We start from the raw sequence: 23,048 nt of genomic DNA, 5'->3' as shown, positions 1-23,048 counted from the left end.
CCGAATTCCGTCAGGGGGCGTAATTGGCGGAAAGGATGGGCATGGAACAGATCGAACAGCAGCAGAGCACGTCGGCTGAACGTCGGTCGGGCCAGCGGCATTCGGCCGTCCTTCTTCTGGGTAAGGTGTGCGGCGACGTACCCGGCGTCTGCCTGGTCCATAATATTTCGGCCAACGGACTGATGGCGCGATTCGTCGACGTGCCCGTGGTGGGCGAGGCGATCCGCATCGAGGTGCGCGGCCTGCCGCCCGTCTCCGGCACGGTCCGCTGGGTGCGCGGCAAGAAGGCGGGCGTGCAGTTCGATGCGCCCCAGCCCTATCAGAACATCTTCTCATCGGAGAATGAGGACGGGACGATCCCCCGCCCGCCGCGCTTCCCAGTGACGCTGGCCGCCGAAGTGCGGCTGGGCGACCGGAAATTCGCCAGCGAGTTGATCGATGTCTCCGCCGGCGGTGCCAAGCTGGTCGCCGACGATCTGGTTCAGCCGGGGCTGGCGGGGCATATCGTCATCCGCCCGATGGGGACGGCGCTGTTCGGTACGATCTGCTGGGTGAAGGACGGCCGCTTCGGCTTCCGCTTCGTCTCGCCCCTGCCAATCGATACACTGGCGGCGATCGTCGCCGCGCGGTGAGGTGAGGTGAGGCGAAGGGAGTAAGCATACGCCTCTCGGCCTTCTTCCTCTCCTCTGAACAGGGGGGCGAGAGAGTCAGGGCCGATCGACATTCACTCTAATTCCTCCCCTGGAAGGGGAGGTGGCAGGCCGAAGGCCTGACGGAGGGGTGTCCCCATTGGCGAGCTCGGACCAAATTCACGGCGGGTTACACCCCTCCACCATGCTTCGCATGGTCCCCAGTGGCAGGTCGATCATGCCCCCAGCATGATCTGGATTGCCTGGGAGGCAATCCACCTGCCACTCCTTGCAGGGGAGGAATAGAGATCGTGCAGTCGAGCGAGCCGAAGGCGCGCTCTTCGAGCGCTCATCCCTCACCCAGCTTCGACCAAGCCTTTGCTTCCGCAAAGGCCAAGTCTGCGCAACCTCTCCCCTCGGAGAGGTGCGAGGGGAGGAAATGCCACGGTACGGCGGTCTGACCCTGGCTTTTGCGGGCCTGACATAACGGGCCGCTGGCCCATTTCACGATGTTCGGGAAAAATCTGGTGCGGTCGAGAAGACTCGAACTTCCACGGCCTTTCGGCCACAACGACCTCAACGTTGCGCGTCTACCAATTCCGCCACGACCGCACTCGATAGTCACCACCGGCAAGCCGGAGGGCTGGTAGGCGGGTGCCCCTAGCAAAGCGATACGGGCAGCGCAATGGCTTTCGTGCGCGCGCATGGCTTCGCCGATAATCGATGACTTTCGCCGGACCCGCATCGGGCATAGGGAGGAGGGATGACGACCATCCTCCGCCCCGATCGTGCCGAGGCGCGCCGTCTGCTCGGGCTGGCCTGGCCGGTGATGCTGACCAGCCTGAACTGGACCATCCTGCACGTCACCGATGTCGTGGTGGTCGGCCGCGTTGGCGAGCATGAGGTCGCCGCGCTCTCGGCCAGCCGGTCGCTGACCTATGTCGCGATCGTCACCGGTCTGGCTTGGCTGTCGGGCGTGCTGGTCCGCGCCTCGCGCGCCGATGGCGCGGGCGACTTGCCCGCGACGGGGCAGGCGCTGCGCGACGGGCTGGTGCTCGGATCGATTCTGGGCGTCGCGGCGATGCTGATCCTGGGGCTGGGCGGGGCGAGCCTGTTGCGCGGGATCGGGGTCGCCCCCGCGCTGGTCGAGCCGGGGGCGCGGGTCGTGGCGGTGATGGCGCTGGGCTATCCGTTCCAATTGGTGCTGGTCGCGGCGAGCTTCTTTCTGGAGGGGATCAGCCGCCCGCGCCGGGTGACGATGGTCAATCTGTCGATCCTGCCGATCAACGCGGTGCTGGCCTGGGCACTGGCGGGCGGCGAGCTGGGCTTTCCGGCGCTCGGTGCGGTCGGCGCGGCGCTGGCGACGGTGATCGCCTCGGCGCTGGGCGCGGTGGCGATGGTGGCGAGCGCCATGACTTTGCCGCGCGGCGCCCTGCGGGGCGTGCGGCGGATGGACCGCGCCGCCTGGGCCCCCACCCTGGCGGGCGCGGTGGAGCTGGCGCGGTTCGGCTACGTCCCCGCCATCGCCTCGGGATTGGAACTGGCCGGGTTCGCCATCCTGATCGCGCTGTCGACCCGGCTGGGGGATGCGACCGCACACGCGTTCCAGATCGTCTTCTCGGTCCATAACGTCACCTTCGCGCTGGCGCTCGGCCTGGGATCGGCGGCGGGGGTGCGCGCGGGCAATGCGGTGGGGGAAGGCACGGCGTCGGCGGCGATTCCGCGCACCCTGATGGCGGTCACGCTCGCCGCACTGGCCATGGGGGCGTGCGGCGTGGCGCTGCTGGTCGGGGCGGGGCCGCTGGTCGGCCTGTTCCCCGCCCAGGCCGATGCACATGGCGTGGCGGCTGCGATGCTGCTGATCTGGGCCCCGTTCATCCTGTTCGACGGGGTGCAGGTGGTGCTGGTCTATGCGCTACGCTCGCTGGGGGATCAGGTGGCGGCGGGGATCAACAGCATCATCGCCTATTTCATCGTCACCGGCGGCGCGGGATGGTGGCTGGTCGCGCATGGCTGGGGCGCGCAGGGGCTTGCCGTCGCGTCGGGTGTGGGCATGCTGATCGCCGCGCTGCTCCACGGCGCGCGGTTCGCGATCATCGCGCGGCGATTGCGGGGTTAGCGTGGCCTTCGACTACGCTCAGGCGGAACGGGGGTGGGGAAACAGCGCCGAGCAACCCTCGCTCGGTTCCGCCCGAACGAAGCCCGTCAGTTCCCGCTGCCCTCGCCCGCAAAGCTCAGGTCCAGCCGCTTGGAGCTGGGCGGCACGTCGAGTTTGGCCGAGTTGAAGTCCATCGATGCACCCGGCCCCAAGGTCCGCTGCTGCGGTGCGATCGCCCAGGAAAAGACGACGCGGCCCTGCGCATCCTTCAACTCGGCGCGCAGATCCGGCACCCGCTGCTGCGTGGACGAGGGGTTGATGATCTGACCCGAGATGGCGAACAGTTCCGAGCCGTTTTCCAATTCGCGCCGTTCGATCGGGTTGGAGCGGAGTTCCAGCGCCGACTCCGTGCTGCCCAGGCCCAGCCAGCCGCCGATGCCCGGCATGCCGGTCCACAGGATCGCCGCCGTCGCGATCAGCATCAACAGGCCCGCCGCGATCGCGCCAATCGTCCAGCGCCGCACCGGGTTGCGCCGCGCGCGGAAGGGCGGGCGATGCGCGAAGGCGTCGAACCCAGCCTCGTCCTGCGACAGGATCGGCGGGGCCGGGGGCGGTACGACGACCGATGGAGGGGGCGGCGGCGGCGTTTCGGGGACGCTCTCCGGAAACAGGTCTTCCTGTGCGGGCGTCGCGACAGGGGGAGGGGGCAGTTCGGGCTCGGGCGGCGACTGGAACCAGCTGTGCCGGCAATTGGCGCAGCGCACGGTCCGCCCCTCCAGCCCGATCGCGCTGTCGGGCACCAGATAGCGGGTGCGGCACTCGGGACATTCGAGGATCATGCGGGCGGGCACTTCAACGGACAGGACGGATCGACAGACGGACAGGCCATCCTGATCAGGCCCCCCGAAAGGCCAGTAAGCACGCCGCCCATATGCGTGGCAAGCTTGAAGCGCGGGGCGGGCCATGCCAAGGCCATGCCAGCATGGCGAACATCGTCCAGTTCGAGAATGTCGGCCTTCGCTATGGCGCGGGCGAGGAAACCCTGTGCGACGTCAGTTTCACGTTGCGGTTGGGGCAGTTCTACTTCCTCACCGGGGCCAGCGGCGCGGGCAAGACCTCGCTGTTGCGGCTCTTATATCTGTCGCAGCGTCCCAGTCGGGGAATCATCCGGTTGTTCGGCGAGGATGCGGTGATCCTGCCGCGCGACCGGCTGCCGGGCTTTCGGCGGCGGATCGGGGTGGTGTTCCAGGATTTCCGCCTGATCCCGCATCTGTCGGCGGCGGACAATATTGCGCTGCCCCTGCGCGTGGCGGGCATGGCCGAATCGGAGATCGCGCGCGCGGTGCGCGAGATGCTGGCCTGGATCGGCCTGTCGGAACGCGCGGGCGCGCGCCCCGCGACCCTGTCGGGCGGGGAGCAGCAGCGGGTGGCGATCGCCCGCGCCGTGATCGCGCGGCCCGAACTGCTGGTCGCCGACGAGCCGACGGGCAATGTCGACCCGGTCATGGCGGAGCGGCTGATCCACCTCTTCAACTCGCTTCACCGGCTGGGGACGACGGTGGTGATGGCGACGCATGACTGGCATCTGATCGACCGGGTGCCGGGGGCGCATCATCTGCATCTGGAGGGCGGGCGGCTGGTCGATCCCGAACCGCCCGAAGCCGACTCCCCGGCACCGCCGCCCCCCTCGACGATCGTGCGGAGCGGCCTGTGACGCGCGGCGGCAAGCCACGGGCGACGGGCGCGGAGGCGCGGGCGCTGGACGATGTCGGCGGCGCGCATGTGATGAGCTGGGTCATCGCGATCATGCTGTTCCTCACCCTGCTGGCCGGGGCGGCCGGGCTGGGGACGGCGCGGGCGGCGGGCGCGCTCGACCGGCAGATGGCGGGACGGCTGACCGTCCAGATCGTCGAGGGCGAGACGCAGCGGCGCGATGCGGCGGCGGCGCGGGTGCTGGCGGTGCTGCGCACCCTGCCCGATGTCGCGCGGGCGACGCCGGTGCCGCAGGCCGATCTGGCGCGGATGCTGCAACCCTGGCTGGGCAAGGATGCGGAGGCCGCCGGACTGCCGGTTCCCGCGCTGATCGATGTCGACCTGACCAGCGATGCGGGGACCGCCATCGCGCGCGTCGACGCGGCGGTGACGCGGGCCAGCCCGGCGGCGCGGGTCGATGCCCATGCGACCTGGCTGGGCCCGGTCGGGCGATTGCTCGACACCGCGGCCTGGCTGGCAGGGGCGATCATCCTGCTGATGCTCGGCGCGACGACGGCCGTGGTCATGCTGGCGGCGCGTGCCGGACTGGAGGCGCATCACGCGACGATCGAGGTCATTCACATGCTGGGCGCGACCGACCGGCAGGTCGCCCGACTGTTCCAGCGGCGGATCGCGCTGGATGCCGGGATCGGCGCGGTGGTGGGCGGCACGATCGCGGGCGGCGCCATCCTGCTCGTCGCACGCCAGATCGGGGCGCTGGAGTCCGAATTGCTGGGCGGAATGCGGCTCGGCGTTGGGGATGTGGCGATACTGGTCGCCTTGCCCCTGGTCTTCGTGGCGCTGGCGGTGGTCGCGGCGCGGCTGGCGGTGCTGGCCCAGATGCGGCGGATGCTCTGATGCTGCGGCTGATCGGATTGGCGGCGCTCGCCTGGTGCCTGGGGTTCGCGGCCTTCATGCTGACCCTGCCGCACCCGCTGGAGCACAACACCACCGACGCGATCGTGGTGCCGACCGGCGGGCCGGGGCGGATCGATCGCGGCATCGCGCTGCTCAAGGCGCATCAGGCCAAGCGGATGCTGGTCACCGGCGTCGCGCCCGGCGTGCGGCCGATCGATCTGGCGCGGACCTATCGCACTTCGCCCGCGCTGTTTTCCTGCTGCATCGACCTGGGCGGCGAGGCGGTCGACACCCGTTCCAATGCCGAGGAGACGGCGAACTGGGTGCGCCAGCATCGCTATCGCACGGTCCGGCTCGTCACTTCCGACTGGCATTTGCCGCGCGCCAGGATGGAATTGACGGCGGCGCTGGGGCGCGACGTGCTGGTGCTGGGCGACGGGGTGCCGTCCGAGCCGCGGCTGGGCACGGTGATCAACGAATATAACAAGCTGATCCTGCGCCGGATCGCGCTTTGGACGGGAGTGGGGGCGTGATCCTGTTTCGCAACATCGTCTTCGTGGCGATCTTCTATCCGGTGTCGGCGGTGATGGCGCTGCTGTCGCCACTGATCGCGGTCGGCGGTCGGCACGCGGTGATCCACTGGGCGACGACATGGACGCGCTTCCATCGCCTGTGCACCCGCTGGCTGCTGGGCATAAGGGTGAAGGTGGAGGGGACGCGCCCGACCACGCCCGCGCTCTATCCCGCCAAGCACCAGGCGATGTTCGAGACGATGGAGCTGCAACGCATCCTGGGCGCGCCCGCCATGGTACTGAAGCGCGAGCTGGCCAATATCCCGCTCTGGGGCTGGGCGGTGCGCAAATACGGCGCGATCGTCGTCGACCGCAACGCCTCGGCCAAGGCGATGCGCGGCATGATGCGCGATGCCAAGGTGGCGGTCGACCAGGGCAGGGCGATCATGATCTTCCCCGAAGGTACGCGGGTGAAGCCGGGCGAGATGCCGCCGCTGAAACCCGGTTTCGCGGGGCTCTACCGGATGCTGAACCTGCCGGTGGTGCCGGTCGCGACCGATTCGGGGCTGGTCTGGCCGCGCAAGGGCCTGAAGCGACCGGGGGTGGTGACGCTGCGCTTCGGCGAGGTGATCCCGCCGGGCCTGCCGCGTGCGGAGGCGGAGGCGAAGGTCCATGCGGCGATGAATGCGCTGGAGCAAAATCCTCCCCTGTAAGGGGAGGGGGACCAGCGAAGCTGGTGGAGGGGTGTCCCCGCTGGCCGTGACACCCCTCCGTCAGTCCTACGGACTGCCACCTCCCCTTGCAGGGGAGGAATATTTCACTCCGCGTGGTTCCGCCCGAAATCCTCGCGCGCGTCGTCCTGGCCTTGGTCGATGATCGAGCGGCGGATGGCGCGGGTGCGGCTGAACAGGTCGAACAGCTCGTCGCCCTTGCCCCAGCGGATCGCGCGTTGCAGTTGGCTCAAATCCTCGGAAAAGCGCTGGAGCATCTCCAGCACCGCCTCGCGATTGGTCAGGAACACGTCGCGCCACATGGTCGGGTCGGACGCGGCGATGCGGGTGAAGTCGCGGAAACCCCCGGCGGAATATTTGATGACCTCGGACTGGGTCACTTCCTCCAGATCGCTGGCGGTGCCGACGATGGTATAGGCGATCAGATGCGGCAAATGGCTGGTGACGGCGAGCACCCGGTCGTGATGGTCGGGGGCCATTAATTCGACATCCGCGCCCAGTCGTCGCCAGAACTCCGCGACCCGCTCGACGGCCAGTGCGTCCGCGCCCTCCGGCGGGGTGACGATGCACCAGCGCTTCTGGAACAATGTGGCGAAGCCCGCCTCCGGCCCGCTGCGTTCGGTGCCCGCGACCGGGTGGGCCGGGATGATCGTCGCGCCGGGCAGGGCCTCGGTCAGCGCGGCGAGGACGGCGGCCTTGCAGCTCCCCACGTCGGAGACGATCGCCTCCTCGGGCAGGTCGTCGGCGAACTCGGCGGCGACCGCGCCCATCGCGCCGACCGGCACGCACAGGACCACGAAGTCGGCGTCGATCACGCTCGCACCCGCCGTGTCCGCGACATCGTCGGCCAGGTCGAGCGCGCGCACCGTCTCGCGCACCGCCGGGTCGGCGTCGTAAGCGGTGATCCGCGCGGTCGGCATCGCCTTGCGCGTCGCCCGCGCCACCGAGGAGCCGATCAGGCCGAGCCCGATGATGGTGATCCGCGCGAAGGGCAGCATCAGTCGGCCGCCACCATCGCACGGAGCGCGGCGACCACGCCCTTCACCTCGTCCTCGGTGCCGATGGTGATGCGCAGGCCGTGGCCCAGCCCCTGGCTGGGCAACCAGCGGACGATGTACCCGGCGTCCATCAGCCCATGATAGGCGCGCTCGGCGGTCAGTTCGCCCTCGAACAGTACCAGCGAGAAATTGGCCTTGGACGGAACGCAGCGCAGCCCGGCATTGCCCAGCGATGCGATCTGCTCCTCGAACCAGCCGAGCCACTTCGCATTGTGCGCCCGCGACGCCTCGACAAAGGCGCGGTCGCGGATCGCTTGAATCGCGGCGTTCTGCCCGGCGATGGTCACGTTGAACGGCGCGCGGATGCGGTGCAGCGCGTCGATGATGGGTGCTGCGGCATAGCCCCAGCCGATGCGCTCGGCGGCGAGGCCATGGATCTTGGAGAAGGTGCGCGACACCAGCACGTTCGACGCCCGCTCGGCGAGCGCCAAGCCGCCATCATCTTCGCCCGCGTCCAGATATTCGGCATAGGCCTGGTCCAGGACCAGCAGGACATGGGGCGGCAACCCGGCATGGAGCCGCGCGATCTCGCCCGCGCCCGCATAGGTGCCGGTGGGATTGTTGGGGTTGGCGACGAAGACGACCTTGGTCTTGTCCGTCACTGCCGCCAGGATCGCGTCGACATCGGTGGCATAGTCGTGATCGGCGACCACCACCGGTTCCGCACCGACGCGGCGGGTGGCTATCTCATAGACCGCAAAGCCATAGCGGACATGGATGATCTCGTCCCCCGGCCCCGCAAACGCGCCCGCCGCCAGATGGAGGATTTCGTCCGAGCCGGTGCCATAGATGATCCGCGCCGGGTCGAGCCCATGCACCTCGCCGATGGCCTGGCGCAGTTCGGTCGCGCCCGCATCGGGGTAGCGTTCCAGCCTGGCGGCGGCGGCGGCGAAGGCGGCGCGTGCCTTTTCGCTCGTCCCCAGCGGGTTCTCGTTGGACGACAGCTTGGCGACCTTGCGCCCGTCATCGGTCGTCGCGCGGCCGGGGACATAGGGCGCGATGGCCTTGACCCAGGAGATCGGTTCGGGGGCGGTAAGCTCGGTCATGCGACCCGCCATAGCGGCCATGCCCTTGCGTTGCCAAGCATCGCGGCCTAGCGGATATCGCTCCATGGCCGCTTCCGTTTCCGCTTCTCACCCCAGCGACGACCAGCGTTTCGGTCTGTCCCGGCATGTCGTGCTGCCCGGGCCGCTCCGGCTCGACGGCGGCGGCCTGCTGTCTCCGGTCGAGATCGGGTACGAGACCTATGGCGCGCTGAACGCCGACGGCTCCAACGCCATCCTGATCTGCCACGCGCTGACCGGCGACCAGCATGTCGCCTCGCCCCATCCGCGCACCGGCAAGCCCGGCTGGTGGACGCGCCTGGTGGGCGAGGGCAAGCCAATCGACCCGGCGCGGCATTTCATCATCTGCTCCAACGTTATCGGCAGTTGCATGGGATCGTCCGGCCCCGCCACCATCGACCCTTCGACCAATGAGCCCTGGGGGATGCGCTTCCCGGTCATCACCATCCGCGACATGGTGCGCGCGCAGGCCATGTTGCTCGACCATCTGGGCGTCGGCCAGTTGAAGGCGGTGGTCGGCGGGTCGATGGGCGGGATGCAGGGGATCAATTGGGCCGCGACCTTCCCCGAGCGGGTACGCGCCTGCGTCATGGTCGCCTCGACCGCGCGGCATTCGGCGCAGAATATCGCGTTCCATGAGGTCGGACGACAGGCGATCATGGCCGATCCGAAATGGCGCGGCGGGGCCTATTATGAGGCGAACGATCCTCCGGCGGCGGGCCTGGCGGTCGCGCGGATGGCGGCGCATATCACCTATCTGTCGGAAGCGGGCCTGACCGAGAAATTCGGGCGGCGGCTTCAGGCACGACCCGACCGGCCCGACGGGGCCAAGAGCTTCGGCTTCGACGCCGATTTCCAGGTGGAGAGCTATCTGCGCCATCAGGGATTAAGCTTCGTCGACCGGTTCGATGCGAACTCCTATCTCTACATCACCCGCGCGCTCGATTATTTCGACCTGGCCGAGGAGCATGGCGGGCTGCTCGCCAATGCCTTCCGGGGGACGCGTACGCGCTTCTGCCTGGTCAGCTTCGACACCGACTGGCTCTATCCCACGTCCGAGTCGCGCGCCGTGGTGCAGGCGCTCAACGCGGCGGGGGCGGCGGCGAGCTTCGTCGAGCTGTCCAGCCCTTACGGCCATGACGCCTTTCTGCTGGAGGCGCCCGAGATGAACCGGGTGATCGACGGTTTCCTGCGGGCCGAGCCATGAGCGACGCGCTGCGCCCCGATCTGGCAATCATCGCCGACCATGTCGCGCCGGGCGCGCGCGTGCTCGATATCGGATGCGGCGACGGCCAGTTGATGGCGGCGCTTCGCGACCGGGCGGGCGTCGATGCACGGGGGCTGGAGATCGATCCGGCCAATGTGGCCTCCGCCGTCGCGCGCGGGCTGGCGGTGGTGCAGGGCGATGCCGATGTCGACCTGGCGGGCTATCCCGACAAGGGGTTCGACTATGCGATCCTCAGCCAGACCTTGCAGACCGCGCGCGCGCCCGACCAGGTGCTCGACCATCTGCTGCGCATCGGCCAGCGCGCCTTCGTCTCCTTTCCCAATTTCGCGCATTGGCGGGTGCGGATGTCGCTGCTGTGGGGCGGGCGGATGCCGGTGACCAAGCTGCTGCCCGAACAATGGTATGACACGCCCAACATCCATCATGTGACGATCGACGACTTCCGCGCCTTCGTCCGGCAACGGCGAATCACGGTCGAGGGAAGCTGGTTCCTGTCGCGCGGCCGCCCGACCAGCGCGGCGGCGGCGAATTTTCGTGCCGAGCATGCGGTTTTTCTATTACGTCGGTGAAACGACAACAGATATGGAACTTTATCTGGATCAAGACGGTTGACCGGAAAAGTGACGGGAATTTGACATGAGCCAAACCGCCCTGATCGTGGAAGACGAAATATTCGTGGCCCTCGATCTTGAGCGCATTCTGACCGATGCGGGCTATCAAGTAGCTGGCATAGCGGCAGATAGCCGCACCGCTTACGAAACCGCGCCGGGTTGCTCCTTCGCCTTTGTCGATGTGAACCTGCGCGATGGCGCGACGGGCCCCGATATCGCGCGGCGGCTGGTTCATGACTATGGCGTGAAGATCGTCTTCGTCACCGCCAACCCGGCCCAGATCGCGACCGACATCGAGGCGCTCGGCTATATCCGCAAGCCGTTCAGCGAACGCGCCATCCTGGCGGCGGCGGCGATGGCGACGGGAGCGGGCACCGATAACGTTCCCGAGGAATTGATGCCGTTGAAGCTGACGGTCGGAAACTGATCGATCGCTATCGCCCCGGCGTCAGGCCGGGGCTCCTCGCCATGGCAGGAATGATGAAGGAGCGACCGCTCTGCATCAGCGGATCACCGGCAGGGACCGACACCCGCCGGACGGCTGAACGCGGCGAGCGGAACCTCGATCGTCACGATCAGCCCTTGGGCATGCCAGTCGCGCCGGACGCTACCGCCCAATTGCCGCACCGCCGACAGTTCGACCAGTTGCGATCCGAACCCGCTGCGTTGCGGCGGAGCCTCCAGCGCGGGGCCGCCATGCTCCTGCCAGCATAGGGTCACCACGTCCTGCTGCCGGGCCACGGTCAGATCGACATGCCCGGTCATCACCGACAGCGCGCCATATTTGGAGGCGTTGGTGGCCAGTTCGTGGAACAGCAGCGCCAGCGGCGTGGCCGATCGATCGTCCACCAGCACATCTTCGCCGTCCAGCCGGATGCGGGCATCGGTATCGCCGCGATAGGGCTCAAACAGATCGCCGAGCAGCCCGTGCAGCGAATCCTGCCGCGCCTTGGGCTGCGATTGCGGGCTGTGCGGGCGGACGAAGTCGTGCGCGCGGCCCAGCGCGGTGATCCGGTCGCGCAAATCGCTGGCGATCCCCGAGAAACCCGGATGGCTGCGCGCGGCGAAAGCGATCAGGCCGGAGATCACCGCGAAGATGTTCTTGATCCGGTGGCTCAGTTCCTGGCTGACGATCTCGCGCTCTTCCAGCGCCAGCTTCTGCTCATGGATGTCGGTGCAGGTGCCGAACCAGCGGGTGATCCGCCCCTCGGCATCGCGGATCGGCAAGGCGCGGCCCAGTACCCAGCGATAGGTGCCGTCATGGTGCCGCAGTCGATATTCGATCTGATAGGGATCACCGGTCGCCAGGCTGTGGCGCCAGCGCGCCCAGGCCCGGTCCTGATCGTCGGGATGGAACATGCCGTTCCACCCCTCGCCATCGGTCGATCCGTCGGGCATGCCCGTGAATTCGTACCAGCGGGCATTGTAGTAATCGTGGAAGCCGTCGGGCTGGGTCGACCAGACCATTTGCGGCATGGTGTCGGCCAGCGTGCGGAAGCGCTGCTCGCTGTCCGCGACGCGCGCCTCGGACGCCTCGACCGTCCGCATATGCTCCAACTGGGCGCGGCGGTCCTGCAACCGGCCCATCACGGCGGTCGCCAGGATTTCCATGCCCCGATACTGGAAATCGGTCAGCCCCTGCGGACGCGGCTCGGGCGAAATGACGCAGATCGCGCCGAGCGGAACGCCCTCGTGCGACAGGAGGCGCGCGCCCGCATAGAAGCGGATATGGGGCGGCCCTGCGACAAACGGGAAGTCGGCGAAGCGCGGGTCGGCGCTGGCGTCGGGGACGACCATCACCGGATCGCCCGCGACCATGGCGCGTGCACAGAAGGAAGTTTGGCGCGGCGTCTGGCGCTCCTCGAAGCCGATCGCCGCCAGGAATTGCTGGGTCTCTTCCTCGACCAGGCTGATCAGCGCGACCGAGGTGCCGCACAGCTCGGCCGCGAAGGCCGCCAGATCGTCCAGACAACCGCTGTCGCGATAGCCCGACAGGTCATAGGCGCGGATCACCGCCGCGCGCTGCTCCTCGGAAATGGTCAGGGGGTCGAGCACGTCCATCCCCCCATCGCCATCATCCGAGACCCCATCCTGTCGAAACCCCGTATCCTGCATGCCCGTAACCTGATGGGATGTGCCCGATCAGAAGGGCACGTCGTCGTCCAGATCGTCGGCGAAGCCGCCGCCCTGTCCGAACCCGCCACGGTTGCCGCCGTTCCCGCCGCCGCTCTGATTGGTAGAGCCGCCGCCACGATTGCCGCCGCCATAGCCGCTCGACCCGCCACCGAAGTCGCCGCCGCCGAAATCGTCGCCGCCACCGAAATCGCCACCGCCACGGCTCCCGCCGCCGCCCTGACCGCCGCCGGGGCCGTCGAGCATGGTCAGCACCGAGTTGAAGCCCTGAAGCGTCACCTCAGTCGAGTAACGGTCGTTACCCTGCTGGTCCTGCCATTTGCGAGTGGTCAGCGCGCCTTCGATATAGACCTTCGAGCCCTTGCGCAGAAAACGCTCGGCGACATTGGCCAGACCTTCGTTGAAGATCTTGACCGTGTGCCACTCGGTCTTTTCCTTGCGCTCGCCGCTGTTGCGGTCCTTCCACGATTCCGACGTGGCGATGCGCAGTTCGACCACCTTGCCGCCATTCTGGAAGGAGCGGCTCTCGGGATCGCGTCCCAGATTGCCGACGAGAATCACCTTGTTGACGCTGCCCGCCATGTATCAGTCCCGTAATGTTCTAGAGGCCGGCGAAAACGGCCAGCCAATATGTGATGCCTGCCATCACATAGGCGGTGATGAACAAGTACGCCACCATGAAGGCGGGCCATTTCCACCCGTTGGTTTCGCGCCGGGTGACCGCGATGGTGGAGATGCACTGCGGCGCGAAGACGAACCACATCAGGAAGGCGAGCGCGGTGGGCAGCGACCAGTTGCGCTTCAGCTTGTCGGTCATCGCCTTCTGCCCGCCCTCATGCTCGGTATCGTCGATGGCATAGACGGTGCCGATCGCCGCCACCGCCACCTCGCGCGCCGCCATGGCGGGGACGAGAGCGAGGGCAATGTCGCGGTTGAAGCCGATCGGCCTGACCACGACCTCGATCCCGCTCGCGATCCGCCCGGCGATCGAATAGTCGACCGGCGAGATCCCCGACCCCTCGGGCGGCTTGGGGAAGGACAGCAGCGCCCACAGGATGACGGTGGTCAGCGCGATGGTGGTGCCCGCCCGCTTCAGGAAGATCAGCGCGCGGCTCCACAGGCCCAGCAGCACGTCGCGGATATGCGGCCACTGATATTTGGGCATCTCCATCATGAAGCCCGAGGACGCACCCTTGGTGACGGTCCGCCGGAGCAGCAGCGCGGCGACGAACGCACCGACAATGCCCATCAGGTACAGGCCGAGCAGCACCAGCCCCTGCAAACCGACGAACGGCAGCACCTGCTTCTCCGGAATGAACGCCCCGATGATGATGGTGTAGACGGGCAACCGCGCCGAACAGGTCATCAGCGGCGCGATCAATATGGTGGTCAGCCGGTCCTTCTCGTCATCGATGGTGCGCGTCGCCATGATGCCGGGCACCGCGCAGGCGAAGGATGACAGGAGCGGGATGAACGCCCGCCCCGACAGCCCGACCTGTGCCATCAGCCGGTCCATCAGGAACGCGGCGCGGACCATGTATCCGGTCGCCTCCAGCACCAGGATGAACAGGAACAGGATCAAGATTTGCGGCAGGAAGACGATGACCGCGCCGACACCGGCGATCAGGCCGTCGGTGATCAAGCTGCGGAACCAACCGTCCGGCAGGAAGGCGCCGACTTGCGCCTCCAGCCAGAGAAACCCCTGTTCGATCCAGCCGATCGGCGCTTCGGACCAGGCGAAGACCGCCTGGAACATCACGAACAGCAAGGCGATCAGCAGGATCGGCCCGGCGATGGGATGCAGCGCGACCGAATCGAGCATGTGCGTCCAGCGCCGGGTCGGCGTCTCCGCCACGGTCGCGGTCGCGGCGAGGCTGCGCGCGCGGCGTTGCAGGGTGACGATATCGTCGATCTTGTCGGCGGCGGCGACCGGATGAGCGCGCTCTTCGGACACCAGCCGGTCGATCTCGGCCTTCAGCGTGTCCAGCCCGCGACGGCGCACCGCCACGGTGGGAATGACCTTCACCCCCAGCTCGCGCGCCAGGATATCGGCGTCGAGCGTCAGCCCGTCGCGCTCGGCCAGATCGACCATGTTGAGCGCGACCACAACCGGCAGGCCCAGCGCGATGAGTTGCAGGGCGAAGCGCAGGTGATTGTCGAGATTGGCGGCATCGACCACCACGACCAGCGCGTCGGGGCGACGCTCGCCAGCCTGCGAGCCCATCACGACATTGCGCGTGACCTGCTCGTCCAGGCTGCCGGGGTCCAGGCTATAGGCACCGGGCAGGTCGACCAGTTCGACCGGGCGGCCATCCTCCAAGACCAGGCGGCCCGAATGACGCTCGACGGTGACGCCGGGATAATTGCCGACCTTCTGCCGCGCGCCGGTCAGCGCGTTGAACAGGGCGCTTTTGCCGGCATTGGGATTGCCGACGAGCGCGACCAGCGGTGCGGCGTTCATCAGATCAGATGGACCTCAAGGCCTCAGACGGCCGTCGCGACGCGGATCGAGGCCGCGACCCGGCGACGCAGCGCCACCGTCATGCGACCGATCCGGCAGGCGATCGGGCCACCGCCCAGCGTCGCGCGGTGCAGCACCTCGACCCCCACGCCTTCGTCGAAACCCAGTTCGCGCAGACGACGCGCCTCCGGCACGGCCAGTTGCGCCCAGTCGATCGCGGCCACGGTCGCCGGTTGCCGGCGGGGAAGGGTTTCGAGACTGCTCAACATCGCCATGGGGCGTACATAACGCCGGTGCGAGTGATTATCAATTACCTGTTGGTGAAATGGGTGTTGGGTTCGGGGCGGCGGGGGCGTGGGCTTCGACTTCGCTCAGCCTGAACGGAGGTTGGTATATAGACCGGGCATCTCGCCCCGTTCAGCCATTCCCCGCTCCGTTCAGCCTGAGCGAAGTCGAAGGCCAAGGGAATCCCCTCACACCGCCGGATAGCGCAACCGCCCGATAAACCGCGACAGGCTCGGCCTGTTCTCGCCGCGCTTGACCATGCCCGCCTTCCACTTCTCGAACCGCATGATCCCCTCGATCCGCCGCGCCAGGAAGGCGCGGGTGTCGGCGTGATCCTCGCTGTCGTCGTTCAGGAAGGTGGCGATGGTGGCGGCATAGACCGCGAACAGCGTCGCCCGCTTGGTGTAATGATTATAATCGGTCGCGGTATCGCCCGCCTGCGCCCAGATCGTATCGACCGTCCGCCAACCGAGTCGCGCTCCGCTCGCGGCGTTCTGCGGCATCGCCAGGATGGTGAGCGCGCGGCGCAGCGCCTCGCGATTGGGCGCGACGGCGGCCAGCCGCGCCTCGACCAGCGCGGTGATCCGCTGGCGGATCTTCATCGCGGCGGCCTGTTCGGCGGGCACCGCCTCAACCATCGCCCGGTCGATCCGGGCGAACCAGGCGTCGATCATCGCGACGGGGCCGTCCTTGAAGGCGAGTCGCGCGATGTCGCGGTCGACGCCCGCCGCATCCGCCGCCATGTCGCGCGCCGCATCGCCCCAGCCGTCAAAGGCCGCGTTGGACGCGATCCCCTCTGCCAGCAACGCGCGCACTTCGTCGAGCGTCAGGTCCTGAACATCGGTCATGGCAGCCTCGGTCATATGCATCACTCGTTGTCCCTGTCGCCGGTCTTGGCAACCGTCCTCGTCGATCCGCGCCGCACCAGTACCAGCGCGACCGTGACCATCGCGACGCCCACCAGATCGGGCAGCGCCAGCGTCTCGCCATAGACGATCCAGCCGACCGCCGTCGCCACGATCGGCTGGACCAGCAGGGCCAGCCCGATCACCAGCGGGCTGAGCAGCCCCAGCGCATAGATCATCAACCCCTGGCCGATGATCTGGCTCCCCACCGCCAGCAGGATCAGCGGCCCCCATGTGCCGGGCCACACCCGCTCGCCCAGCATCAGGGCGAAGACGAGCAGCGGCAAGGCGCTGGCGATGGTCGACCAGGCGAGCGCCGGGACCGGCGGCATGACCCGGCGCACCCGGACCATCAGCACGAAATAGGCCGCGTAAAGCACGCCCGCCAGCACGCACATCAGGTCGCCGACCAGATGGCGGGGATCGGCCTGATAGCTGCGCCCCATCAACAGCCCCGCACCCAGCGCGGCGAGCAGCAGTGCCACGCCTTGGCTGCGCGACGGCCAGGCGCGCGCCGCCAGAAAGCCGTAGAGCGGGAAGATGAAGGTCGCCGAATTGCCGAACAGCGTGGCATTGGCCATCGTCGTCTGGCGGATGCCGATATGCCAGGCGCCCAGATCCCCGGCAAAGGCGATGCCGCCGACCAGCAACAGCATCCACAGGCTCATCTGCCCCTTGCCCGGCGCGCGGGGCCGGGCGGGGCCGAGCAGTGCGACCAGGATCAGGACCGGCACGGCCAGCATGATCCGCCAAAAGGCCGAGGCGACCGGCCCGACATCCGCCATCCGCACGAACAGCGGCCCGAAGGCGAGCGCAACATTGGCCAGGATGACCGCGGCGAAGGCCAGCGGGGGCGTCGCATTGGGCCCGACCCGGTCCGACAGACGATCGCTTTGCGTCGGCTCAGTTTTTCTTGGGGGGGCGGACACGGGCATGGGCCCCCTTAACGCCCTATCTGCGTTGCGTCAGGCCAGAAAGGCCGCAGAAGGATTTCATTTTGATGCCAACGCTGTTCGATCCCATCGACCTGGGCGCGATTCACGCCCCCAACCGTATCCTGATGGCACCGCTGACCCGCGCCCGGGCCACGCGCGATGCGGTGCCGACGCCGATCATGGCGCAATATTATGCCCAGCGCGCGAGTGCGGGCCTGATCATCTCCGAAGCCACGGGCATCAGCCGCGAGGGGCTGGGCTGGCCCTATGCACCGGGTCTGTGGACTGACGAGCAGGTGGCGGCGTGGAAGCCGGTGACCGCCGCGGTGCACAAGGCGGGCGGCCGGATCGTCGCCCAGCTCTGGCATATGGGCCGCCAGGTGCACAGCTCGGTGACGGGGATGCAGCCGGTGTCCTCGTCGGCGACGCGGACCGAGGGTCAGGCGCACACTTTCGAGGGCAAGCAGGATTTCGAGACGGCCCGGCCGCTCGAACTGTCCGAAATCCCGCGTCTGCTCGACGATTATGAACTGGCGACGCGCAACGCGCTCGCTGCCGGGTTCGACGGGGTGCAGATCCATGCCGCCAATGGCTATCTGATCGACGAATTCCTGCGTGACGGGGCCAATCATCGCGAGGACGAATATGGCGGCTCGCCGGAGAATCGCATCCGCCTGCTCCGCGAGATCACCGAGCGGGTGATCGCGGTCGCGGGCAAGGAGCGGGTCGCGGTGCGCCTCTCGCCCAATGGCGACAGCCAGGGGGTGGACGACAGCGATCCGGCCTCGGTCTTCGTGCCCGCCGCGAAGATGCTGTCGGACCTGGGCATCGCCTTCCTGGAACTGCGCGAGATCGGGCCGGACGGTACTTATGGCGCGACCGACGTGCCCAAGCTGTCGCCGCAGATTCGCAAGGTCTTCCAGGGCCCGCTGATCCTCAACAGCGACTTCGACAGCCGGGCCAAGGCGCAGGCCGCGCTCGATTCGGGTGTAGCGGATGGGATCGCGTTCGGCCGGACCTTCCTGGCCAATCCCGACCTGCCCGAGCGGCTGCGCACCGATGCGCCGCTCAACCAGAGCGACATGAAGACCTGGTACAGCCAGGGACCGGAGGGGTATATCGATTACCCGACGCTCGACGAGCAGGCCCGCGCGGCGTGAGGCGAGGGGCGGGGGCTGCGGCTCCCGCCCCTATCTTACCACTCTGGCGAAAGCCGGGGTGGTGTGTTGTCCGGGGAGGGCTTGCCCTTCCCCCACGTTCGTTCAGCCTGAGCGAAGTCGAAGGCCACGGCACTCCCTGTCCGCGAGCGTGGGGCGTGCGCTTCGACTTCGCTCCGTGCGAACGGGGCGGTGGGATGGGCCCGCCTATCTCCGCTTTTCGCGAACGGAGATTGCGATCATCTCGGGCTATCCAATCCATCGAGTCCCGCCGTCACCCGGTTCCGGATCGTCTCGCGCGCCTTGGGGTTGAAGAGAAGCATCGGTACGCCCCACAGGATGGGGATGGCCATCGCCAGCAACACCCAGACGATCACCACCGCCATCAGCCCGGCCGCCGCATAGCGCAGCGTCCGCATCGCTCCCGCATCGAGCGTCAGGGTACGCGGGCCTTTCGCATCGTAGAAGCCGCTGGTCGTCCACGCCCCGCCGCCATCGAAGCGCAGCTTTTCCGGCAGCCGGAATCGGGGCTTGCCCAGATCCAACACCGGCCGCGGTGTCTCCGCGCGACGGCTGGGGACGGCCTTGCCCGCCTGGGTATCGATCACCTCCAGTCGCCGACCCCGCTCGACGACGCGAAAGCGGGTGGGCGGCATGTCGGTCATTCCGCAGCGCGTCCCCGCCGCGCGCGCCACTGGTCGGCGCTCTGGCCCCAGGCGTCGACGCGGAAACCCTCAAGCGGGGCGGGCAGGCTGGTCGGCCCCTCGTTCACCGCGCCCAGCCGCTGCGCCAGCTTGATCGAGCCGTGATTCTCCGGGTCGATGGTGTGGATCACATGGTCCCAGCCGAGCACATCGACCGCATAGTCCATCGTCGCGCGCGCCGCTTCATAGGCATAGCCGCGTCCGGCGAATTCGCGCGCCACGCCCCAGGCCACTTCGCGTCCCGGCCAGCCTTCCGGCTGCCAGGGGCCGATCCGCCCGACCCAGCGGCTGGTGTCGCGCTCGATCACCGAGAACATGGCGAAGCCGCGCACGCTCCACGCACCGACCATGGTGCAGAGATAGCGCCACGCGGCCCCGCGCGCCTGTACGCCGCCGAGGAAACGCATCGTGTCCTCCTCGGCATGAAAGGCCGCCCAGGCCTCGAAATCCTCCGCCGATGGCACCCGGAGGATCAGCCACTCGGTCTGGAGGACGGGGGATGTCACCCGAACCGGCCCTTCAGTGCCAGCATGGCGAGCGCCGCCTTGGCCGCCTCGCCGCCCTTGTTCTTCTCGTCCGGCTTGGCGCGGGTCAGCGCCTGCGCCTCGTTCTCGGTGGTGATGATGCCGTTGCCGATGGGGAGCCCGTCCATGGTCAGCGCCATGAGGCCACGCGCGCTCTCGTTCGAGACGATCTCGAAATGATAGGTCTCGCCGCGGATCACCACGCCGATCGCGACGAAGGCGTCATAGCGTCCGGTGTCGGCCGCCATCGCGACCGCGCCGGGGATTTCCAGCGCGCCGGGGACGGTGATCGTCTCATGGCTGTGGCCCCCTTCCTCGATCGCGGCGCGCGCGCCCGCCAGCAGCAGGTTGTTCAGATGCTCGTAGAAGCGCGCCTCGACGATCAACACATGCGCCATCAGGCGTCTCCCTCAAAATTCTCGATGCGACGTTCGCCGACGATCGACAGGCCATAGCCGTCGAGCCCGATCAGCGTGTGATGGGTGTTGGTCAGCAGCACCATGTCCTGCACGCCCAGCTCGGCCAGGATCATCGCGCCGACGCCGTAATCGCGCAGTTCCTCCATATCGATCTGCACCTCCTCACCGGCCTTCAGGCGGACGGCGGTGGTGAAGGCGTCGGAGCGCGGGCGGTTGATGACGACGATGACGCCCGAGCCTTCCTCGGCGATCATCTTCATCGACTTTGCGAGCAACGCGCCGCGTGCGCCCGCCTCGCCGAACACATCGGCAAAAGGCGACAGCGCGTGCATCCGCACCAGCACGGGCCGGTCGGTGTCGAGCCTGCCCTTGACCAGCGCCACCTGCTCGGTGCCCGTCGCCTTGTTGCGATAGGCGCGCGCGGTCCAGGTGCCGCCCCATTCGCTCTCGAAGGTCGCCTCGGACTGCAACTCGACCAGATGGTCGTAGCGGCGGCGATAGGCGATCAGGTCGCGGATCGTGCCGATCTTCAGATTGTGAAGCTGCGCGAAGGAGACGAGGTCGTCCATCCGCGCCATCGTCCCGTCCTCGTTCATGATCTCGCAGATCACGCCCGAGGGGTTCAGGCCCGCGAGCCGCGCGACATCGACCGCCGCCTCGGTATGGCCGGCGCGTACCAGCACACCGCCGTCGCGCGCCACCAGCGGGAAGACATGGCCCGGCGTCACCAGCGCGTCCGCGCCGTGGCTCGAGTCGATCGCCACCGCGATGGTCCGCGCGCGGTCGGCGGCGGAAATGCCGGTGGTCACGCCTTCTTTCGCCTCGATCGAGATGGTGAAGGCGGTTTCGTGCCGCGTCCCGTTCTTGGGGCTCATCAACGGCAGGCCGAGCGTATCGACCCGCTCGCGCGTCATGGCCAGGCAGATCAGGCCGCGCCCGTGCCGCGCCATGAAGTTGACCTTCTCGGGCGTCGCCATTTGCGCCGGGATGACCAGATCGCCTTCATTCTCGCGATCCTCGTCATCGACCAGGATGAACATGCGGCCGTTGCGCGCCTCGTCGATGATCTCTTCGGGGCTGGAGAGGAAACCGCGCCGCAGACCGGAAAGCGCATTCGGATCAGCGGCCACGATAATGCTCCATGCGCTGCAGGTAACGGGCGAGCACGTCGATCTCGATATTGACGCGCTGGCCCTGGGTGATGCCGCCGAGCGTGGTGACGGCGGCGGTGTGGGGGATGATGTTCAGGCCGATGACGGTGCCGTCGGCGCGATCCTCGACGCTGTTGACGGTCAGCGAGACGCCGTCGACCGTCACCGATCCCTTGGTCGCCATGAAGGGGGCGAGGTCGGACGGAACGGTCACGAACACCCGGTGCGATCCGCCCTCCTCCGCGACTGAGACGACGGTGCCGACGCCGTCGACATGGCCGGTGACGATATGCCCGCCCAGTTCGTCGCCCAGCTTCATCGCGCGTTCCAGGTTCAGCCGCTGGCCGGTCGTCCATTGGTCGGCGGTGCGGCCGATCGTCTCGGCGGAGACATCGACCGCGAACCAGTCGGGGCCCTTCTCGACCACGGTCAGGCAGACGCCCGAACAGGCGATCGACGCGCCCAGGTCGATGGTGCCTGTATCATAGGCGGTGGCGATGACGACTCGCGCGTCGCCGCGGTTTTCCACGGTGGTGACGGAGCCGATGTCGGTGACGATCCCGGTAAACATATCAGTCGCGCTCGTAGACCTCCAACCGGTCGCTGCCAAGCATCCGCGCGTCGGTGAGCCTCCAGCGGCCATGCGCATCGGCCAGTCGGGTCAAGCCGATGTCGCCGATCGCCGCCCGCCCCTCGCCGATCAGGATCGGCGCGCGGTAGAGGAGCAACCGGTCGACCAGATCGGCGGCGAGGAAAGCGGAGGCGGTTCGAGCGCCGCCCTCGACCATCAACCGGTCGACGCCGGACAGGTCGGCGATGGCCTGGGGCGAGGCAATGGTTTCCCAGCCCGGCTCGGCCGTGCGCGCGAGCAGGATGCGGCGGGGGGAGCGGTCCTCCAGGCCGGGCAGGCGGACATCGAGTCTGGGCGAATCCGCTTCCAGCGTACCGCGCCCGACCAGGATCGCCTCATGGCGGCTGCGCTCCAGATGGGTATGGGCGCGGGCCTCGGGGCCGGTGATCCAGCGACTCTCGCCATCGGGCCGGGCGATCTTTCCATCGAGCGAGGTGGCGAGCTTCAGCGTCACGAAGGGACGCCCCTTGGCCCGACGGGTCAGGAAGCCAGCGATCATCGCCCGCGCCTCCGCCTCGCGCACGCCCGTCGTCACCGCAATCCCGGCGGTGCGGGCACGGGCGAAACCCCGGCCATTGGTGCGCGGATCGGGATCGCCCATCGCGGCGACGATGCGCGCGACTCCGGCGGCGATCAGCAGGTCGCTACAGGCGGGCCCGCGCGGCGAGACATGGGCGCAGGGCTCCAGCGTGACATAGGCGGTGGCCCCGCGCGCCGCCTCGCCCGCCTGGGCCAGCGCCATCGCCTCGGCATGGGGGCGGCCGCCTGCTTGCGTCCAGCCGCGCCCGACCACCCGGCCGTCCCGCACCAGTACGCAGCCGACATTGGGATTGGGCGCGGTCCGCCCGACGCCGCGATCCGCCAGCGCCAGCGCCACGCCCATCCAGCGATGATCGGTCAGAGGCCCCACTTGTCCAGCGCGTCGTCGACCTTCTTGAACTCGGCCTGCCGCTGGTCCCTGGCGGCCTTCTCCTCGGCCAGCCGTTCCTTCTTCTTCACATAGTCGATCTTCTGCTGCGCCTTGATCTCCGCATCGGTGCGGTCGGCGCGCCATTGTTCGACATAGACGATGTCGGGCTTGTACGGCACCGGCACATAATCGTTGCGCGCGAAGGCGTAGATGAAGAAGCCCGTGATCCCCATCGCGATCATCAGGAAGACGAGTTCATAGGGCTGGCGCTGCGCCAGGAAGAAACGCAGGT

The 23,048-nt window shown here is 68.1% G+C and carries 26 protein-coding genes and 1 tRNA gene; 10 read left to right on the top strand and 17 right to left on the bottom strand.

Annotated features, from left to right (window positions below; all coding sequences use genetic code 11):
• Nucleotides 1-41: 41 nt before the first annotated feature.
• Nucleotides 42-632: a PilZ domain-containing protein gene (locus tag OXQ33_RS10340; RefSeq protein WP_267434602.1), complete on the top strand. Its 591-nt coding sequence runs from the start codon at nucleotides 42-44 to the stop codon at nucleotides 630-632.
• Nucleotides 633-1,154: 522 nt separating this feature from the next.
• Here the strand turns inward: OXQ33_RS10340 and OXQ33_RS10335 are convergent.
• A tRNA-Leu gene (locus OXQ33_RS10335) sits at nucleotides 1,155-1,241 on the bottom strand.
• 151 nt (nucleotides 1,242-1,392) lie between these two features.
• On the opposite strand from OXQ33_RS10335, the gene OXQ33_RS10330 reads away from it, so the two are divergent.
• Entirely contained in the window at nucleotides 1,393-2,748 is a 1,356-nt protein-coding gene (locus OXQ33_RS10330) for an MATE family efflux transporter (protein ID WP_267434601.1), read from the top strand.
• 86 nt (nucleotides 2,749-2,834) lie between these two features.
• On the opposite strand, the gene OXQ33_RS10325 is transcribed toward OXQ33_RS10330, so the two are convergent.
• Nucleotides 2,835-3,566: a zinc-ribbon domain-containing protein gene (locus OXQ33_RS10325; RefSeq protein ID WP_267434600.1), complete on the bottom strand. Its 732-nt coding sequence runs from the start codon at nucleotides 3,564-3,566 to the stop codon at nucleotides 2,835-2,837.
• Nucleotides 3,567-3,709: 143 nt separating this feature from the next.
• Here OXQ33_RS10325 and ftsE point away from each other — a divergent pair, with 143 nt between their 5' ends.
• The 4 genes from ftsE to OXQ33_RS10305 are packed head-to-tail and all read left to right on the top strand — an operon-like array spanning nucleotide 3,710 to nucleotide 6,562.
• On the top strand, nucleotides 3,710-4,441 hold the full coding sequence (gene ftsE / locus OXQ33_RS10320) for a cell division ATP-binding protein FtsE (RefSeq protein WP_267434599.1): 732 nt from the start codon (nucleotides 3,710-3,712) through the stop codon (nucleotides 4,439-4,441).
• On the top strand, nucleotides 4,438-5,337 hold the full coding sequence (locus tag OXQ33_RS10315) for a permease (protein WP_267434598.1): 900 nt from the start codon (nucleotides 4,438-4,440) through the stop codon (nucleotides 5,335-5,337). Before ftsE ends, OXQ33_RS10315 begins: the two co-directional genes overlap by 4 nt.
• Nucleotides 5,334-5,870, top strand: coding sequence for a YdcF family protein (locus tag OXQ33_RS10310; protein WP_267434650.1), 537 nt, complete (start codon nucleotides 5,334-5,336; stop codon nucleotides 5,868-5,870). The genes OXQ33_RS10315 and OXQ33_RS10310 overlap by 4 nt, the downstream gene beginning before the upstream one ends.
• Nucleotides 5,867-6,562, top strand: coding sequence for a lysophospholipid acyltransferase family protein (locus tag OXQ33_RS10305; RefSeq protein ID WP_267434597.1), 696 nt, complete (start codon nucleotides 5,867-5,869; stop codon nucleotides 6,560-6,562). Before OXQ33_RS10310 ends, OXQ33_RS10305 begins: the two co-directional genes overlap by 4 nt.
• A 104-nt stretch (nucleotides 6,563-6,666) precedes the next feature.
• On the opposite strand, the gene OXQ33_RS10300 is transcribed toward OXQ33_RS10305, so the two are convergent.
• Entirely contained in the window at nucleotides 6,667-7,578 is a 912-nt protein-coding gene (locus OXQ33_RS10300) for a prephenate/arogenate dehydrogenase family protein (RefSeq protein ID WP_267434596.1), read from the bottom strand.
• Nucleotides 7,578-8,684 (bottom strand): histidinol-phosphate transaminase, encoded by a 1,107-nt coding sequence (gene hisC, locus OXQ33_RS10295; RefSeq protein ID WP_267434595.1) that lies wholly within the window; start codon nucleotides 8,682-8,684, stop codon nucleotides 7,578-7,580. The genes OXQ33_RS10300 and hisC overlap by 1 nt, the downstream gene beginning before the upstream one ends.
• A gap of 64 nt (nucleotides 8,685-8,748) precedes the next feature.
• On the opposite strand from hisC, the gene OXQ33_RS10290 reads away from it, so the two are divergent.
• The 3 genes from OXQ33_RS10290 to OXQ33_RS10280 all read left to right on the top strand — a co-directional run bounded on the left by OXQ33_RS10290 (nucleotide 8,749) and on the right by OXQ33_RS10280 (nucleotide 10,968).
• Complete coding sequence (locus OXQ33_RS10290) at nucleotides 8,749-9,909, top strand: homoserine O-acetyltransferase (RefSeq protein ID WP_267434594.1); 1,161 nt, start codon at nucleotides 8,749-8,751, stop codon at nucleotides 9,907-9,909.
• Nucleotides 9,906-10,499, top strand: coding sequence for a methionine biosynthesis protein MetW (gene metW / locus OXQ33_RS10285; protein ID WP_267434593.1), 594 nt, complete (start codon nucleotides 9,906-9,908; stop codon nucleotides 10,497-10,499). Before OXQ33_RS10290 ends, metW begins: the two co-directional genes overlap by 4 nt.
• Nucleotides 10,500-10,566: 67 nt before the next feature.
• Nucleotides 10,567-10,968 (top strand): response regulator, encoded by a 402-nt coding sequence (locus OXQ33_RS10280; RefSeq protein WP_267434592.1) that lies wholly within the window; start codon nucleotides 10,567-10,569, stop codon nucleotides 10,966-10,968.
• 83 nt (nucleotides 10,969-11,051) lie between these two features.
• Here the strand turns inward: OXQ33_RS10280 and OXQ33_RS10275 are convergent, their stop codons facing one another.
• The 6 genes from OXQ33_RS10275 to OXQ33_RS10250 all read right to left on the bottom strand — a co-directional run bounded on the left by OXQ33_RS10275 (nucleotide 11,052) and on the right by OXQ33_RS10250 (nucleotide 17,260).
• Nucleotides 11,052-12,602, bottom strand: coding sequence for a PAS domain-containing protein (locus OXQ33_RS10275; RefSeq protein WP_267434591.1), 1,551 nt, complete (start codon nucleotides 12,600-12,602; stop codon nucleotides 11,052-11,054).
• Between the two features lie 81 nt (nucleotides 12,603-12,683).
• Nucleotides 12,684-13,256: a single-stranded DNA-binding protein gene (ssb, locus tag OXQ33_RS10270; RefSeq protein WP_267434590.1), complete on the bottom strand. Its 573-nt coding sequence runs from the start codon at nucleotides 13,254-13,256 to the stop codon at nucleotides 12,684-12,686.
• A gap of 19 nt (nucleotides 13,257-13,275) precedes the next feature.
• A complete protein-coding gene (locus OXQ33_RS10265) occupies nucleotides 13,276-15,135 on the bottom strand; it encodes a ferrous iron transporter B (protein WP_267434589.1) in 1,860 nt (619 codons plus the stop codon).
• Between the two features lie 23 nt (nucleotides 15,136-15,158).
• Nucleotides 15,159-15,404, bottom strand: coding sequence for a FeoA family protein (locus OXQ33_RS10260; protein WP_267434649.1), 246 nt, complete (start codon nucleotides 15,402-15,404; stop codon nucleotides 15,159-15,161).
• A 204-nt stretch (nucleotides 15,405-15,608) separates the two neighbouring features.
• On the bottom strand, nucleotides 15,609-16,283 hold the full coding sequence (locus OXQ33_RS10255) for a COQ9 family protein (RefSeq protein ID WP_267434588.1): 675 nt from the start codon (nucleotides 16,281-16,283) through the stop codon (nucleotides 15,609-15,611).
• A 5-nt stretch (nucleotides 16,284-16,288) separates the two neighbouring features.
• On the bottom strand, nucleotides 16,289-17,260 hold the full coding sequence (locus OXQ33_RS10250; RefSeq protein WP_267434587.1) for a DMT family transporter: 972 nt from the start codon (nucleotides 17,258-17,260) through the stop codon (nucleotides 16,289-16,291).
• Nucleotides 17,261-17,325: 65 nt separating this feature from the next.
• Between OXQ33_RS10250 and OXQ33_RS10245 the strand changes: the two genes are divergently transcribed.
• Nucleotides 17,326-18,420, top strand: a complete 1,095-nt coding sequence (locus OXQ33_RS10245) for an alkene reductase (RefSeq protein WP_267434586.1) — start codon at nucleotides 17,326-17,328, stop codon at nucleotides 18,418-18,420.
• A 236-nt stretch (nucleotides 18,421-18,656) separates the two neighbouring features.
• Here the strand turns inward: OXQ33_RS10245 and OXQ33_RS10240 are convergent, their stop codons facing one another.
• From OXQ33_RS10240 to OXQ33_RS10210, 7 genes are read right to left on the bottom strand one after another with little or no spacing between them, the layout of a single operon-like run.
• Complete coding sequence (locus OXQ33_RS10240) at nucleotides 18,657-19,082, bottom strand: hypothetical protein (RefSeq protein ID WP_267434585.1); 426 nt, start codon at nucleotides 19,080-19,082, stop codon at nucleotides 18,657-18,659.
• On the bottom strand, nucleotides 19,079-19,627 hold the full coding sequence (locus tag OXQ33_RS10235; RefSeq protein WP_267434584.1) for a GNAT family N-acetyltransferase: 549 nt from the start codon (nucleotides 19,625-19,627) through the stop codon (nucleotides 19,079-19,081). Before OXQ33_RS10235 ends, OXQ33_RS10240 begins: the two co-directional genes overlap by 4 nt.
• A complete protein-coding gene (gene ribH, locus OXQ33_RS10230; protein ID WP_267434583.1) occupies nucleotides 19,624-20,043 on the bottom strand; it encodes a 6,7-dimethyl-8-ribityllumazine synthase in 420 nt (139 codons plus the stop codon). The genes OXQ33_RS10235 and ribH overlap by 4 nt, the downstream gene beginning before the upstream one ends.
• Entirely contained in the window at nucleotides 20,043-21,194 is a 1,152-nt protein-coding gene (ribB, locus tag OXQ33_RS10225) for a 3,4-dihydroxy-2-butanone-4-phosphate synthase (RefSeq protein ID WP_267434582.1), read from the bottom strand. Before ribB ends, ribH begins: the two co-directional genes overlap by 1 nt.
• Nucleotides 21,184-21,786 (bottom strand): riboflavin synthase, encoded by a 603-nt coding sequence (locus OXQ33_RS10220; protein WP_267434581.1) that lies wholly within the window; start codon nucleotides 21,784-21,786, stop codon nucleotides 21,184-21,186. Before OXQ33_RS10220 ends, ribB begins: the two co-directional genes overlap by 11 nt.
• A gap of 1 nt (nucleotide 21,787) precedes the next feature.
• Entirely contained in the window at nucleotides 21,788-22,729 is a 942-nt protein-coding gene (ribD, locus tag OXQ33_RS10215; protein WP_267434648.1) for a bifunctional diaminohydroxyphosphoribosylaminopyrimidine deaminase/5-amino-6-(5-phosphoribosylamino)uracil reductase RibD, read from the bottom strand.
• 14 nt (nucleotides 22,730-22,743) lie between these two features.
• A complete protein-coding gene (locus OXQ33_RS10210) occupies nucleotides 22,744-23,046 on the bottom strand; it encodes a hypothetical protein (protein ID WP_267434580.1) in 303 nt (100 codons plus the stop codon).
• Nucleotides 23,047-23,048 lie beyond the last annotated feature (2 nt).

Source organism: Sphingomonas sp. GM_Shp_1 (assembly GCF_026540895.1).
Taxonomy (GTDB): Bacteria; Pseudomonadota; Alphaproteobacteria; order Sphingomonadales; family Sphingomonadaceae; genus Sphingomonas.
This window is presented reverse-complemented; position numbering and strand designations above follow the sequence as displayed.

Coding starts and splice junctions, on each gene's coding strand:
- OXQ33_RS10290 (WP_267434594.1), top strand. CDS start 8,749: ATGGCCGCTTCCGTTTCCGCTTCTCACCCCAGCGACGACCAGCGTTTC.
- ssb (WP_267434590.1), bottom strand. CDS start 13,256: ATGGCGGGCAGCGTCAACAAGGTGATTCTCGTCGGCAATCTGGGACGC.
- OXQ33_RS10245 (WP_267434586.1), top strand. CDS start 17,326: ATGCCAACGCTGTTCGATCCCATCGACCTGGGCGCGATTCACGCCCCC.
- OXQ33_RS10260 (WP_267434649.1), bottom strand. CDS start 15,404: ATGTTGAGCAGTCTCGAAACCCTTCCCCGCCGGCAACCGGCGACCGTG.
- ftsE (WP_267434599.1), top strand. CDS start 3,710: ATGGCGAACATCGTCCAGTTCGAGAATGTCGGCCTTCGCTATGGCGCG.
- OXQ33_RS10340 (WP_267434602.1), top strand. CDS start 42: ATGGAACAGATCGAACAGCAGCAGAGCACGTCGGCTGAACGTCGGTCG.
- OXQ33_RS10280 (WP_267434592.1), top strand. CDS start 10,567: ATGAGCCAAACCGCCCTGATCGTGGAAGACGAAATATTCGTGGCCCTC.
- OXQ33_RS10330 (WP_267434601.1), top strand. CDS start 1,393: ATGACGACCATCCTCCGCCCCGATCGTGCCGAGGCGCGCCGTCTGCTC.
- OXQ33_RS10325 (WP_267434600.1), bottom strand. CDS start 3,566: ATGATCCTCGAATGTCCCGAGTGCCGCACCCGCTATCTGGTGCCCGAC.
- ribD (WP_267434648.1), bottom strand. CDS start 22,729: ATGGGCGTGGCGCTGGCGCTGGCGGATCGCGGCGTCGGGCGGACCGCG.
- OXQ33_RS10220 (WP_267434581.1), bottom strand. CDS start 21,786: ATGTTTACCGGGATCGTCACCGACATCGGCTCCGTCACCACCGTGGAA.
- OXQ33_RS10300 (WP_267434596.1), bottom strand. CDS start 7,578: ATGCTGCCCTTCGCGCGGATCACCATCATCGGGCTCGGCCTGATCGGC.
- hisC (WP_267434595.1), bottom strand. CDS start 8,684: ATGACCGAGCTTACCGCCCCCGAACCGATCTCCTGGGTCAAGGCCATC.
- ribH (WP_267434583.1), bottom strand. CDS start 20,043: ATGGCGCATGTGTTGATCGTCGAGGCGCGCTTCTACGAGCATCTGAAC.
- OXQ33_RS10240 (WP_267434585.1), bottom strand. CDS start 19,082: ATGACCGACATGCCGCCCACCCGCTTTCGCGTCGTCGAGCGGGGTCGG.
- OXQ33_RS10250 (WP_267434587.1), bottom strand. CDS start 17,260: ATGCCCGTGTCCGCCCCCCCAAGAAAAACTGAGCCGACGCAAAGCGAT.
- OXQ33_RS10255 (WP_267434588.1), bottom strand. CDS start 16,283: ATGACCGAGGCTGCCATGACCGATGTTCAGGACCTGACGCTCGACGAA.
- OXQ33_RS10275 (WP_267434591.1), bottom strand. CDS start 12,602: ATGGACGTGCTCGACCCCCTGACCATTTCCGAGGAGCAGCGCGCGGCG.
- metW (WP_267434593.1), top strand. CDS start 9,906: ATGAGCGACGCGCTGCGCCCCGATCTGGCAATCATCGCCGACCATGTC.
- OXQ33_RS10265 (WP_267434589.1), bottom strand. CDS start 15,135: ATGAACGCCGCACCGCTGGTCGCGCTCGTCGGCAATCCCAATGCCGGC.